Origin of the sequence: Streptomyces noursei (genome assembly GCF_016917755.1) — a bacterium.
GTDB classification, from domain to species: domain Bacteria; phylum Actinomycetota; class Actinomycetes; order Streptomycetales; family Streptomycetaceae; genus Streptomyces; species Streptomyces yunnanensis.
In genome coordinates this window covers 6215662-6228812 of sequence record NZ_CP070326.1, presented here as the reverse complement: position 1 = coordinate 6228812, position 13151 = coordinate 6215662, and the positions used below count along the sequence as shown (strand labels likewise).

Below are 13151 nucleotides of genomic sequence, written 5' to 3'. Positions count from 1 at the left end.
CTCGACACCAGGCAACGGGAGGCATGCATGTCCGCAGCAGCCGCCGAAGGGCCTTACGCGCACGGCCACCGGCACCTGCTCCTCGAACAGGCCGACCAGCTGATGCAGCAGCTCCCCGGCCAACGCAACGACTTGCGTAAGAAGGTCGCCGCCTACGGGTCCGCGAACGTCCCTGTGTACGTGATCGTCGACCGCAAGCACGAGCGCCTCCACGTCCTCACCGAGCCTATGGAGGACGGCTACGCCGTTCACCGCATCCATGTAGCGGGAGAGAAGGTCACGCTTCCGGAGTCGATCGGGGCCAGCGTCACCCTCGATGTCGCGCAGGTTCTGGAAGATTCCAGGCGCCGCACCCCACGGCGCCGCTGACGCCCCTCACCCCTCCACAACCCGCACCGGCAACCCCCGCATGGCCCCCCGCAGCGCCGCCGCGAACTCCTCGAACTCCGGCTGCCGGGCCGAGCCGCTGCGCATGGCCAGGGCGATCCGCCGAGAAGGTGCCGGGTCCGCGAAGTAGCCCGTGGTCAGAAGGTCGTTGCGGGCGGTCTCGACGCGAAGGGCCGTACGCGGCAGGAGAGTTACCCCCAGACCGCCGGCCACCAACTGCACCAGCGTGGAGAGCCCGGCCGCACTCGTCGTCACCGGTGTGTTCTCGTCCCGCCCCGCCTCGCGGCAGATGTCCAGCGCCTGGTCGCGCAGGCAGTGCCCCTCGTCCAACAGCAGCAGGTCGAGTTGTTTCAGGGCCGCGCGGGGGATGTCGCCGCGCCCGCCGAGCCAGTGTTCCTTCGGGGCCACCAGCACGAAGTCCTCGTCGAACAGAGGGATTTCGGTGACCTGGGGGACGCCGAGCGGCACCGCGAGCAGCAGCAGGTCCAGCCGGCCGTGCGCCAGTCCGTCCAGCAGCGAGGTGGTCTGCTCCTCGTGCACCTGGAGGTCCAGCTCCGGGTAGGTGTCGTGGACCAGCCGCAGGACGGCGGGGAGCAGATACGGGGCGACGGTCGGGATGACGCCGAGGCGGAGCACGCCGGTGAACGGCGCGCGGGCCGCCTCCGCCTCCTCCATCAGCGCGCCGACCGCGTCCAGGACGGCCTGGGCGCGGACCGCCACCCGCTCCCCCGCCGGCGAGAGCAGCACCTTGCGGGTCGTACGCTCCAGGAGTTGGACGCCCAGGGTTTCCTCCAGCGCGGAGACGGCTCCGGAGAGCGCGGGCTGGCTCATGCCGATCTCGGCCGCCGCCTCCCGGAAGTGCAGGTGCTCGGCGACCGCGGCGAAGGCCCTCAGCTGGGCCAGGCTGGGCTGGCGGGGCCGCCCGCCGGGGTTCGTGGGGGATGCCACTGATAACCACCTCCGATCAACGTCCACAAGTCTAACTATTTCCCTGATCAATGCCTGCTGTGGCACTGTGGATCCCGTCCAAGCCTCAAGGAAAGACCAGAAAGCGCCCCACAAGGGACTTTCTTGTAACAAGGAGAGCGCGTGCTCACTGTTGGTGACAAGTTCCCCGAGTTCGACCTGACCGCCTGCGTCTCGCTGGAGAAGGGCAAGGAGTTCGGGCAGATCGACCACAAGACCTACGAGGGCAAGTGGAAGATCGTCTTCGCCTGGCCCAAGGACTTCACCTTCGTGTGCCCGACCGAGATCGCCGCGTTCGGCAAGCTGAACGACGAGTTCGCCGACCGTGACGCCCAGATCCTCGGCTTCTCCGGCGACTCCGAGTTCGTGCACCACGCCTGGCGCAAGGACCACCCGGACCTGACCGACCTGCCCTTCCCGATGCTCGCCGACTCGAAGCACGAGCTCATGCGCGACCTCGGCATCGAGGGCGAGGACGGCTTCGCGCAGCGCGCCGTCTTCATCGTCGACCCGAACAACGAGATCCAGTTCACCATGGTGACCGCCGGCTCCGTCGGCCGTAACCCCAAGGAGGTCCTGCGGGTCCTGGACGCCCTGCAGACCGACGAGCTGTGCCCCTGCAACTGGAGCAAGGGCGAGGACACCCTGGACCCGGTCGCCCTGCTGGCTGGTGAGTGACACCCATGGCTCTCGATGACCTCAAGTCCGCCGTTCCGGACTACGCCAAGGACCTGAAGCTGAACCTCGGTTCGGTGATCGGCAACTCCGACCTTCCGCAGCAGCAGCTGTGGGGCACGGTGCTCGCCTGCGCGATCGCCTCGCGCTCCCCCAAGGTGCTGCGCGAGCTGGAGCCGGAGGCGAAGGCGAACCTCTCCGCCGAGGCGTACACCGCCGCCAAGTCGGCCGCGGCCATCATGGCGATGAACAACGTCTTCTACCGGACGCGCCACCTGCTCTCCGACCCGGAGTACGGCAACCTGCGCGCCGGTCTGCGGATGAACGTCATCGGCAACCCCGGCGTGGACAAGGTCGACTTCGAGCTGTGGTCGCTGGCCGTCTCCGCCATCAACGGCTGCGGCATGTGCCTGGACTCGCACGAGCAGGTGCTGCGCAAGGCCGGTGTCGAGCGCGAGACGATCCAGGAGGCCGTCAAGATCGCGGCCGTCCTGCAGGCCGTCGGCGCCACCCTCGACGCCGAGGCCGCCCTCGCCGAGTAAGGCACGGCGGAGCGGGCGGCGCACGCCCCCGTACCACGCAACAACGCGGAACCCCCGCGGACCTGGTGTCCGCGGGGGTTCCGTGCGTTGCGGGGGGGACCGCCGGCCGTTACTCGTCCGCCGGGTGCTCGGAGTGCCGCGGCGGCGGGGTCGGCGCCACCGCGAGCGCGGTCGCGCCGCGCGGCGGCACCGTCATCCGCAGCGCCTGCTCCCGGGAGTACGAGCGGAGGTAGCCGACGACGGTATTGGTCACGGCCACCAGGGGCACCGCCACCACCGCGCCGCCGATGCCGGCGATCAGACTGCCCGCGGCGACCGAGAGGATCACTGCCAGCGGGTGCACCCGGACCGCCCGGCCCAGGATGAACGGCTGGAGCACATGGCTCTCGATCTGGTTCACCGCCAGCACCACCGCCAGCACCAGCAGCGCAGTGAAGACGCCGTCGTCCCCCGCGACCAGCGCGACCACGCACGCCAACGCGCCCGAGCCCACCGCGCCGACCAGCGGAATGAACGCGAAGAGGAAGACGAAGACGGCGAGCGGGACGGCAAGCGGCACATTGAGGAAATAGAGTCCGATGCCGATGAAGACGGCGTCGATCAGCGCGACCAGGACCGTGCCGCGGATATAGGCGGTCAGCGTCCGCCAGGCGCGCGGGCCGGCGCCCGCCACCCCCTCGCGGGCCGCGGCCGGGACGAGCTTGAGCGTCCACTCCCAGATCCGCCGGCCGTCGTAGAGCAGGAACAGCGTGGTGAACATCGCCAGCACGATGCCGGTGAACAGCTCCAGGACGACCGTGACGCCCTCCAGCCCGGCCGACGTTATCGCCTCGGTGTTGGCGCCGACCGCGTCCTGGAGGTTCTTGGCGATGTGGTTGATCTGGCTCTCGGTCACATGGAACGGGCTGTTGAGCAGCCAGCCCTTCAGCTCGGTGATGCCCTCCTGGATGCGGCTGGACACCGAGTCGATGTTGCCCTGAACCTGCCATACGACGAACCAGCCGACCAGGCCCATCACCACGAAGCCGCCGATGAAGGTCAGCGCGGTGGCCGGCCCGCGCGGCACGTTGCGCTGCCGCAGCCACGCCACGGTGGGCTGGAGCAGCGCCGTGATCAGCAGCGCCGCGACGAAGGCCAGCACCACCAGCGAGATGGTGGTGATCACCCTCGCCAGCACCCACAACGTCCCGGCCAGCACCAGCAGCCGCCAGCCGGCCTCGGCCGCGACCCGGACGCCCCAGGGCACCGCGGCCACCGGATCCGGGCGGGCCGCGACGGCCGGCGCATAGGTCGGCGGCGCGGGGACCGACTCGGGCGGCCGGGCGGCGGGCGTCTGGACCGGCTCCGCCGGCTCCTCGGGCTCCGCCGGCGCGCTCGCCACCCGCTCCGGCACACCGTCCACCGTGGCCACGGCATCGGCGGCGGTCATCGCGGCCGGCCCCCACGCGGCCGGCACGGTGCGCCCGTCGGGCCCGCCCTCCGCGGCGAGGCTCTTGGCCGGAACCCGCAGGGCGTACCCGTCCAGGCCGTTGGCGCGCCCGGCCGGCACCGGCGCATCCGTGTCGCCGGCAGCCTCGGCGGCCTCGGCACGGCGGCGCTGCTCCTCCAACCGCTGCGAGAGCCGCGTCAGACCGGCGCCTAGGCCACCGACCCACTGAGGCAATCTGGACATGTCGCTTCCTCTTCCCCGCCCTTACGGCACAACTGACGTAACGACGTTACCTGTGCCGGATGCGCGAAACCCCCGACGCGTCGCGTTCGGGGGTTTCGGAGCGTGGTGAAGCTGCCAGGCGGCCTAGTACCAGCTGTTCGCCTGCCAGAACGACCAGGCACCGCAGGGGCTGCCGTACCGGCTGTTCATGTAGTTCAGGCCCCACTTGATCTGGGTGGCCGGGTTGGTCTGCCAGTCGGAGCCCGCGGAGGACATCTTCGAGCCGGGCAGCGCCTGGACCAGGCCGTAGGCGCCCGAAGAGGCGTTGGTGGCGCGGTAGTTCCAGCCGGACTCGCGCTCCACTATGTTGCTGAAGCACTGGAACTGGTCGGACGCGATCATCTGGCGCGCCATCGCCTGGGTCTCGGCGATGGAGTAGGAAGCCTTGGCGACGAAGTCGCTGGCGTCGCGGACGGCCGAGCGGGAGGCGACCTGCGCCTTCTCACGCTCCTTGGCCTCCTTCTCCGCCTTCGCCTTGTCCGCGGCGTCCTTCTTGCTCTGCGCGGTCTCCGCAGCTGCCTTGCGGGCCGACTCCTGGGCGGACTTCAGGGCCGCCGTGTCCGCCTGGGTGGACGCCGAGTCTGCCTGCTGCGTCAACGACGCCGTCTGCACCTGGGCCTGTTGGCCCGCGGGGATGTCGGCGATCGTCGCGTCGGCCGCGGTGGCCTCGGTGTTGCTGACCGATGCCTGGCTGCCTGACGCAACGCCGACGACGGCGCCGACGGTGGTGACCGCGGTGGCAGAGGCCACTGCGAATCCCCGGACCGAGATCCGGCTCACACGTTTTCCTTCCAGCATCGCCCGCTTAGGTGACCTCGCGGACGCAATCGTGCCCCTGGCGCTGGCCTCCCCTTGTTCCGGCGCCTGTTGAGCGGTGGCGTCGGCTGGTCACGGGAGGCACTGACCCGGTACGTCCCCCTCGGGGGTCCGCGTGGTGCTTGGGCGGCATACGGCAACTCGCTATGAAGTTCGGGTCGTCCATACACCTCGAGGGTGCGTCTGGGCCGTATGCGGGGCCTGACAGGACCCAGACTCTGCCCGAACGGGCTACCGGGAAGCAATTCCCCATCGGGTGTGAAAGCTCACACCTCGTTTGCCTCTCGGGATTTCCGGATATCCGAGCGCACACGAGCGCCGCCCGGCTAAGCTCCTTCGCTTCGCCGGGCGGCGCGCCGTTCCACAACGGGTCAGATCCTGCCGTCCTCCAGCATTTCGGTCACCAGTGCGGCGATCGGCGAACGCTCCGAACGATTGAGCGTGACGTGCGCGAAGAGCGGATGCCCCTTCAGTTTCTCGACGACGGCCACCACCCCGTCGTACCTCCCGACCCGGAGGTTGTCGCGCTGGGCGACGTCATGGGTCAGTACGACCCGGGAATTGGCCCCGATGCGGGACAGAACGGTCAACAGGACGTTCCGCTCCAGCGACTGGGCCTCGTCCACGATCACGAACGCGTCGTGCAGCGATCGGCCGCGGATGTGGGTCAGCGGCAGCACCTCCAGCATCCCGCGGGCGACCACCTCCTCGATGACGTCCTTGGTGGTCACCGCGGACAGCGTGTCGAAGACGGCCTGAGCCCAGGGGCTCATCTTCTCCGCCTCGGTGCCCGGCAGATAGCCCAGCTCCTGCCCGCCGACCGCGTACAGCGGCCGGAAGACCATCACCTTGCTGTGCTGCCGGCGCTCCAGCACCGCCTCCAGCCCGGCGCACAGCGCCAGCGCCGACTTGCCCGTACCGGCCCGGCCGCCCAGCGACACGATGCCGAGCTCCGGATCGAGCAGCAGGTCCAGCGCGATCCGCTGCTCGGCACTGCGGCCGTGGATCCCGAACGCCTCCCGGTCGCCGCGCACCAGCCGGACCGCGCCCTCCGGGGTGACCCGGCCCAGCGCCTTGCCGCGCTCGGACAGCAGGACCAGCCCGGTGTGCACCGGGAATTCCTCCGCGCCCGGAACGTGCGCGGTCTCGGCCGCGAACAGGTCGTCCACCTGCTCGGCGGAGAGGGCGAGTTCGGCCATGCCGGTCCAGCCGGAGTCGGTGATCGCCAGCTCCGCGCGGTACTCCTCGGCCAGCAGACCCACCGAGGACGCCTTGATGCGCATCGGCAGGTCCTTGGAGACGACGGTGACGTCGAACCCCTCGGCCTGGAGGTTGCGGGCGACCGCGAGGATCCGCGAGTCGTTGTCGCCGAACCTGCTGGGACCGTTCAGGAAGGCGGCGGGCAGCAGTCCCGGGTCGGAGTGGTTCAGTTCGACCCGGAGCGTCCCGCCGAGTTCCCCGATGGGGATGGGGGCGTCCAGTCGCCCGTATTGCACGCGGTACTCGTCCAGCCGGCGCAGCGCCTGCCGCGCGAAGTAACCCAGTTCGGGATGGTGCCGCTTGGCCTCCAACTCCGTGACCACGACGACCGGCAACACCACCTCGTGCTCGTCGAAGCGGGACATGGCGGACGGATCCGCCAACAGGACGCTGGTGTCGAGTACATAGGTGCGCCGGTCGCTCTCACGGCGCTTCTTGCTGTTCACCACGGGTGGACGAACCCCCTCGGATGAGGTCGGGGTGCGACGACGTCGCCGGGGACAGGACCGGGTTCTGACCGCGCTGCGCGGGCCGAACGCCGGCCCTCCGCGTCGTCCGTGCGGTACGCACGATCGTCCGTGATGCGCAAAGGGCCTCCCGGGCGGACGGCCCCATGCCGCCCGCTGAGATCCGGCACCCGATGGCTTGTTTGTTCCGGGCACCGACCTGCCAGGGATATTCCCTTCAACCCCCGCGCCCATGCCACGGCATATGACACACGCTCGATGAACCTTTGGTTACAGGTGCCCGCTGACCGGCGGAAAGACGGGCGAAGCACCCTCCGAACAGGGACGCGACACCGGAGGCGCCCCCGAACGAGGGGCGCCGGAGGGGGCGTTAGGAGAGGCATTGTCAGAGCGCGGAAGACGCGCCATCAAGGACGTGCGCCCGGGCGCCGTCGGGGCGCACACGGCGCCCCGACGCCCGGTCCCACCCCCGGAAGACGGCCGAATCACACCGGGCAACGTGGCCGGAATCCGGCCCCACGAGCGAAGCGGGGCCCCGATCGCGTCCACGGAGTCCCGCCATCCGCCCGGAGGGACTGCCGGGCACCGCCCGGCAGTCCCTCCGGGAACGTTGCGGGCTAGAGCCCGAGGCGTCGGTGCCGGGCCGCGTAGTCGCGCAGGGCCCGCAGGAAGTCGACCTTCCGGAACGCCGGCCAGAAGACCTCGCAGAAGTAGTACTCCGAGTGGGCGCTCTGCCAGAGCATGAAGCCGGACAGCCGCTGCTCACCGCTGGTGCGGATCACCAGGTCCGGGTCCGGCTGCCCCCGGGTGTAGAGGTGCTCCGAGATCAGGTCGATGTCGACGATCTCGGCCAGTTCCTCGAAGGTCGTGCCGCGCTCGGCGTGCTCCAGCAGCAGCGAGCGCACCGCGTCCGCGATCTCCTGCCGGCCGCCGTAGCCGACCGCGACGTTCACCAGGACGCCCTTGTTGTCGAGGGTGTCCTGCTCGGCCCGCTTGAGCACCTGCTGGGTCGCGTCGGGCAGCAGGTCGCGGTTGCCGACGTGATGGACCCGCCAGCGGCCGTCCGCGGCCAGGTTGCGCACGGTGTTCTCGATGATCCCCAGCAGCGGGGTCAGCTCGGCCGCCGGCCGGTCGAGGTTGTCCGTCGAGAGCAGCCAGAGCGTGACGACCTCCACATCGGTCTCCGCGCACCACCCCAGCAGTTCGTCGATCTTGGCCGCACCCGCCAGGTGGCCCTGCTCGGCCGACAACCCGTCGGCCCGCGCCCAGCGCCGGTTGCCGTCCAGGATGACGCCGATGTGCTTGGGCACCTGGGTGTGGTCCAGACGGCCCTCCACCCTGCGGGCGTACAGCCGGTAGACGAGGTCGCGCAGTGCAGGCGGATACGGGATGCGCATCCCGGAAGATCGCAGCATGTGTGGTCCAGCCCCTCCGTACCGATGGCCATCGCCCCGTCGCCTAAAGGGGCAACTTTACTTCTCGGCTGTCTCAACAGCCCAATCAGGTATGTCACAAGTCCGTGATAGGGAGAGGACCATGACCACTGGCACTGACTACCGCGCCGCGGATTCACGCTATGCCTCCATGGAGTACCGGCGCACCGGCCGCAGCGGCCTCAAACTCCCCGCTGTCTCTCTCGGACTCTGGCACAACTTCGGGGACGATCGCACCCTCAGCTCCCAGCGGGCGATTCTGCGCCGCGCCTTCGACCTGGGCATCACCCACTTCGACCTGGCCAACAACTACGGACCGCCGCCAGGGTCCGCCGAGCTGAACTTCGGCAAGATCTTCGCGCAGGACTTCCGCGGCTACCGCGACGAGCTCGTTCTCTCGACAAAGGCCGGATATCTGATGCACCCCGGCCCTTACGGCGAATGGGGCTCCCGGAAATATCTGCTCTCGTCGCTGGATGCCTCGCTCAAGCGGATGGGCGTCGATTACGTCGATATCTTCTACTCGCACCGCTTCGACCCGGAAACCCCGCTGGAGGAGACGATGGGCGCGCTGGCGTCCGCCGTCCAGCAGGGCAAGGCGCTGTACGTCGGGGTCTCCTCCTACAACGCGGAACAGACCCGCGAGGCGGTCCGGATCCTGCGCGAGATGGGCGTGCGCCCGCTGATCCACCAGCCCTCGTACTCCATGATCAACCGCTGGATCGAGGACGACGGGCTGCTGGACGCCCTGGACGACGCGGGCATGGGCTGCATCGCCTTCGCGCCGTTGGCCCAGGGCATGCTCACCGACAAGTACCTGAACGGCGTCCCCGAGGGCTCGCGCGCCTCGCAGGGCAAGTCCCTGGACCCGAACCTCCTCACCGACGAGGTCGTCCGGCGCCTCCGCGGACTCAACGAGATCGCGAGCCGCCGCGGCCAGTCGCTGGCCCAGCTCGCACTGAACTGGGTCCTGCGGGACCAGCGCATGACCTCCGCACTGATCGGCGCCAGCAGCGTCGCCCAGCTGGAGGCCAACGTCGCGGCGCTCGACGCCCCCGCGATCACGGACGCGGAACTGGCCGAGGTCGACAAGTTCGCGGAGACGACGGAGGGCGTGAACATCTGGGCCCGCCGTTGAGGATGCCTCCCACGTAGCCGGCGTCCCCGCCGTAGGGGTCGCCGGGCCCGCCTGACGGCGGGGTGTGCCGATCCGCTGCGCGGGGCGGTGCCGCTGCGCGGGGCTTTTCGGCAGCGGTGCCGGGTCTGCGGGGTGGGGGTTGTCCGGACTGCTGCGCTTTACGTCCGGACAACCCCCACCCCGCAGACCCGTCCCCTCCCGTGGGTGGTCATAGAAACGGTGAGTCGGGGCGCCCGTAAGTGGTCCCCTGCGGGTTCGTTGTCGAGTGGTGACCGTGAGCAGACCACCGGCGTGAGGGTGGACGCACCTGTATTTCCCACCCACTCACGGGAGGGGACGGGCCGGAGGGGGTGGTGTGCAGGACGTAAAGCGCAGCAGTCCTGCACACCACCCCCGCAGGCCCGTCACCGCACCCAACAGCCCCGCGCAGCGGACCCGCCCCGCGCAGCGGAATCGCAAGACCCCGCCGTCAGGCGGGCCCGGCGCCGCAGGCGCACCGAACACGCACCCCCGCGGCGGGGAGGACGACAACGTGGGAAGCCAGCCAAGCGCAGCGGAAGGGCAAACGAAAAGCGGGCCGGTCCGTGGGGGGGATACGGACCGGCCCGAGGGGGGGCTTCCACCATAACCCCGCGGGAGGGGTGCTTCGTGCATCGCGGGGTGACCGGCGTGGCTCGGGGTGGGGTCAGGGGGATGCCGCGGCGCCCAGGAGGAGGCCGCAGAAGGCTCCGATGATCATGAAGGGGCCGAGCGGGAGGGTGGCCTTGCGGTCCGTGCGGCGGGCCAGGAGGAGGCCGGCCGCGAAGAGCGCGCCGATCAGGAGGCCGGCCGCGCCGCCGGTGAGCAGGGTGGGCCAGCCGTACCACCCAAGGGCGACGCCCAGGCCGAGCGCCAGCTTGACGTCGCCGCGGCCGAGGCCGGCGGGGTTGAGGAGGTGGAGGAGCAGGTAGAAGGCGGCCAGGGCCGCGCCGCCGAGGAGGGCGCGCAGCCAGCTGCCGGTGTCGCCGGTGAGCCAGCCGACGGCGCCGAGGGCGGTGGCCGCGGTGCCGGCCAGGGGCAGGGTCAGCACGTCGGGGAGGCGCTGCACCCGGTGGTCGACGAGCGTCAGGAGGACCGCGAGGGGCGTCATGAGCAGCCAGACGGCGAGTTCCGGGCGGGCTCCGGTGGCCGTGGCGAGCGCCGCGCAGGCGAGGGCGGTGGCGGTCGCGATCGGCGGCGCGGGCGGCCCGTACGGTGCCCGGCAGCGCGGGCAGTGGCCGCGGCCCAGCCAGCCCCGGGCCGCGCCGGTGAGCGGATGGCCGTCCGGGCAGTGCGCGCGCCAGTCCTCTTCGGGGTCCACGGAGAGGCGGTGCGCGGGCCGCGGTATGAGGAGGCCGGTGGCGGCTCCGTAGGCGGCGGCGAGGGCGATCAGCGTGACGGACACGGGCTCGACCCTAGAGCGCGGCGGTTGGTACAACGGCGGGCATGGGGAGTTGGGTGGACGGGCGGGGTGTTCTGGAGGTCGCGGGCGTCGAGGTTCCGGTGGAGGTCGCGGCGTCCTACCGGGCCCGGACCCGGGGGTTGTTGGGCCGGGACGGGATCGTGGGGGCGCTGCTGCTGACGCCGGCGAGCGGGGTGCACACGTTCGGGATGCGGTTCGCGATCGATGTGGCCTATCTGAGCCGGGACTTCGTGGTGGTCGACGTGTGCACCCTGCGGCCGGGGCGGTTGGGGCGGCCGCGGCTGCGGGCCCGCCACGTGGTGGAGGCGGAGGCCGGGGCGATGGCCGGGTGGGGGTTGCGCCCGGGGGTGCGGGTGCGGGTCGGGGGCGCCCGGGGGTGATCGCCCTTGGGGCGTGGGGTGTTGGGTCAGCCCTCGGTGGTGACGCTCGCCGGGGTGCGCGGCGGGACCGGGAGCGGTGCGGGCACGGTACGGGTGCGGCGTTGGAGGGCGGCGGCCCAGGCGATGGCGATGAGGCCGAGCAGGCCGGTGGCGGCGCCGACCCAGGCGACGGAGGGGTAGCCGAGTCCGGCGTCGATGGTCGCTCCGCCGAGCATGGGGGTGAGGGTGATGCCGACGTTGAAGGCCGAGGTGTTCACGGCGGGGACCAGGGTGAGGGCGTCGGGCGCCAGGCGGAAGACCCGGGACTGGACGACGGGGTTGACGAGGTAGGCGGTGAAGCCGAGGAGGAGGACCAGGGCGAGGGTGGTGGGCAGGTCGGCGGCGGCGAGGGCCAGGGCGGCGGAGGCGAGGGTGAGGAGGGCGGCGCCGAGGGTGAGGGTGCGCAGCGGCGCGGAGTCGGCGTACCGGCCGCCGACGGTGATGCCGATCAGGCCGCCGACGCCGTAGAGCGAGAGGACGGCGGGGACCCAGCCCGCGGGGAGTCCGGTCACCTCGGTCAGTAGCGGGGCGAGGTAGCTGAAGGTGACCACGCCGGCGCCGAAGGTCAGGGTGGTGATGAGGAAGGAGAGCCAGAGCTGGGGGCGGGCCAGGCCGGTCAACTCGCGGCGTATGGAGGGGATGTGGGTCGTGCGGCGAGTGGCGGGGAGGGCGACCAGGAGGGAGAGGGTGCTGAGGACGGTCAGGGCCGCCACCGCCCAGAACGCCGCGCGCCAGCCGGCGTGTTGGCTGAGGAGGGTGCCGGCGGGCACGCCCACGACGGTGGCGAGGGTGAGCCCCATGCCGACCACGGACATCGCCCTGCCCCGTGATTCCGCCGGCACCAGGCCCGCCGCGGTGGCGGCGGCGACCGCCCAGAAGCCGGCGTAGGCGAGGGCGCTGAGGATGCGGGTGGCGAACAGGACGCCGTAGGCGGGTGCCAGCGCGCCGATCACATGGCCCGCGACGAAGACCAGTTGGAAGGCCACGAGTGCGGTGCGGCGCGGGACCCGGAGGGTGGCGACGGCGAGCACCGGGGCGCCGACGACCATGCCGATGGCGAAGGCGGAGACCAGCAGGCCGGCGTCGGGGATGGAGACGCCGAGGTCGGTGGCGATGTTGGGGAGGAGGCCGGAGAGCATGAACTCGGAGGTGCCCTGGGCGAAGATCGCCAGGCCGAGGAGGTGGACGGCGAGGGGCATGGGGTCCTTCTCGGTGTGTGGGATTTATTTTGGATGGATCAGTACAAAATTGGGGCAGGGGCAGCCAGGGGCGGGGGCGGTCGGAGGGCTTCGGGCGGGGCGGCGCTAGAAGGCCGTGAGGGTGGCGTCGGCGACGCTTTCCAGGGCGGCGCGGTCGACACCGGCGCGGGCCGAGACGCGAATGCCGCCGATCGCGGCGATGAGGAGGTGGGCGAGAGTGCGGGAGTCCCTGTCGGCGGCGATGTCGCCGTCGCGCTGACCGCGCTCGATCACGGCGCGGACCATCTCCAGGCGCACGCCGTAGTCCCGCTCCAGAGCGGCGGCCACCGGGGCGTCGTGGGACGCGACCTCGATGGCGGTGTTGACGACGAGACAGCCGCGACCGTCGGGGTGACGGGTGAACTCCTCGTCGATGATGCGCTGGAGGATGCCGCGCAGCTTCTGACGGGCGGTGCGGGTGTCGTCGTCGAGGAACTCGGTGAGCTCGCCGTTCTTGCGCTCCATGTAGCGGGCCAGGGCGCGCTCGAAGAGGTCGTGCTTGCTCTTGAAGGTGTTGTAGATGCTGCTGCGACCCAGGCCGGTGGCGTCGCACAGGTCCTGGGTGGACGTCGCTTCATAGCCGGCGGCCCAGAACGCCTCCATCGCGGCGTCGACCGCCCGCACCTCGTCGAACTTCCTGGGCCGGGCCATGGGGCAA

General features: G+C 71.0%; 12 protein-coding genes and 1 pseudogene. 5 read left to right on the top strand and 8 right to left on the bottom strand.

Going from position 1 to position 13151, the window contains the following annotated elements:
• Positions 1–123 precede the first annotated feature (123 nt).
• Positions 124–369: pseudogene (locus JNO44_RS27330) on the top strand (Uma2 family endonuclease); the annotation flags it as partial.
• 6 nt (positions 370–375) lie between these two features.
• Here JNO44_RS27330 and JNO44_RS27325 read toward each other — a convergent pair.
• Positions 376–1335, bottom strand: a complete 960-nt coding sequence (locus JNO44_RS27325) for a hydrogen peroxide-inducible genes activator (RefSeq protein ID WP_073443682.1) — start codon at positions 1333–1335, stop codon at positions 376–378.
• Between the two features lie 141 nt (positions 1336–1476).
• Here JNO44_RS27325 and JNO44_RS27320 point away from each other — a divergent pair, with 141 nt between their 5' ends.
• Positions 1477–2031, top strand: a complete 555-nt coding sequence (locus tag JNO44_RS27320; RefSeq protein ID WP_067347329.1) for a peroxiredoxin — start codon at positions 1477–1479, stop codon at positions 2029–2031.
• A gap of 5 nt (positions 2032–2036) precedes the next feature.
• Positions 2037–2570 carry an alkyl hydroperoxide reductase gene (locus JNO44_RS27315; RefSeq protein WP_018536447.1) on the top strand — a complete coding sequence of 178 codons (534 nt, stop codon included), beginning with the start codon at positions 2037–2039 and terminating at the stop codon, positions 2568–2570.
• Positions 2571–2679: 109 nt separating this feature from the next.
• Here the strand turns inward: JNO44_RS27315 and JNO44_RS27310 are convergent, their stop codons facing one another.
• The 4 genes from JNO44_RS27310 to JNO44_RS27295 form a co-directional block, all read right to left on the bottom strand.
• On the bottom strand, positions 2680–4242 hold the full coding sequence (locus JNO44_RS27310) for an AI-2E family transporter (RefSeq protein WP_235094289.1): 1563 nt from the start codon (positions 4240–4242) through the stop codon (positions 2680–2682).
• 123 nt (positions 4243–4365) lie between these two features.
• Positions 4366–5061, bottom strand: coding sequence for an aggregation-promoting factor C-terminal-like domain-containing protein (locus JNO44_RS27305; protein ID WP_205366494.1), 696 nt, complete (start codon positions 5059–5061; stop codon positions 4366–4368).
• 407 nt (positions 5062–5468) lie between these two features.
• Positions 5469–6806: a PhoH family protein gene (locus JNO44_RS27300; RefSeq protein WP_073443685.1), complete on the bottom strand. Its 1338-nt coding sequence runs from the start codon at positions 6804–6806 to the stop codon at positions 5469–5471.
• A gap of 635 nt (positions 6807–7441) precedes the next feature.
• Entirely contained in the window at positions 7442–8221 is a 780-nt protein-coding gene (locus tag JNO44_RS27295; protein ID WP_205370613.1) for an isoprenyl transferase, read from the bottom strand.
• A 139-nt stretch (positions 8222–8360) separates the two neighbouring features.
• On the opposite strand from JNO44_RS27295, the gene mgrA reads away from it, so the two are divergent.
• On the top strand, positions 8361–9395 hold the full coding sequence (mgrA, locus tag JNO44_RS27290; RefSeq protein ID WP_205366493.1) for an L-glyceraldehyde 3-phosphate reductase: 1035 nt from the start codon (positions 8361–8363) through the stop codon (positions 9393–9395).
• Between the two features lie 685 nt (positions 9396–10080).
• Here the strand turns inward: mgrA and JNO44_RS27285 are convergent.
• On the bottom strand, positions 10081–10818 hold the full coding sequence (locus JNO44_RS27285; protein ID WP_205366492.1) for a prepilin peptidase: 738 nt from the start codon (positions 10816–10818) through the stop codon (positions 10081–10083).
• Positions 10819–10859: 41 nt separating this feature from the next.
• On the opposite strand from JNO44_RS27285, the gene JNO44_RS27280 reads away from it, so the two are divergent.
• A complete protein-coding gene (locus tag JNO44_RS27280; RefSeq protein ID WP_039633208.1) occupies positions 10860–11216 on the top strand; it encodes a DUF192 domain-containing protein in 357 nt (118 codons plus the stop codon).
• A 26-nt stretch (positions 11217–11242) separates the two neighbouring features.
• Here the strand turns inward: JNO44_RS27280 and JNO44_RS27275 are convergent, their stop codons facing one another.
• Positions 11243–12454: a Cmx/CmrA family chloramphenicol efflux MFS transporter gene (locus JNO44_RS27275; protein ID WP_205366491.1), complete on the bottom strand. Its 1212-nt coding sequence runs from the start codon at positions 12452–12454 to the stop codon at positions 11243–11245.
• A 105-nt stretch (positions 12455–12559) separates the two neighbouring features.
• The gene (locus JNO44_RS27270) at positions 12560–13144 is read right to left on the bottom strand and encodes a TetR/AcrR family transcriptional regulator (protein WP_205366490.1); all 585 of its coding nucleotides are present in this window, start codon (positions 13142–13144) and stop codon (positions 12560–12562) included.
• Between the last annotated feature and the right edge of the window lie 7 nt (positions 13145–13151).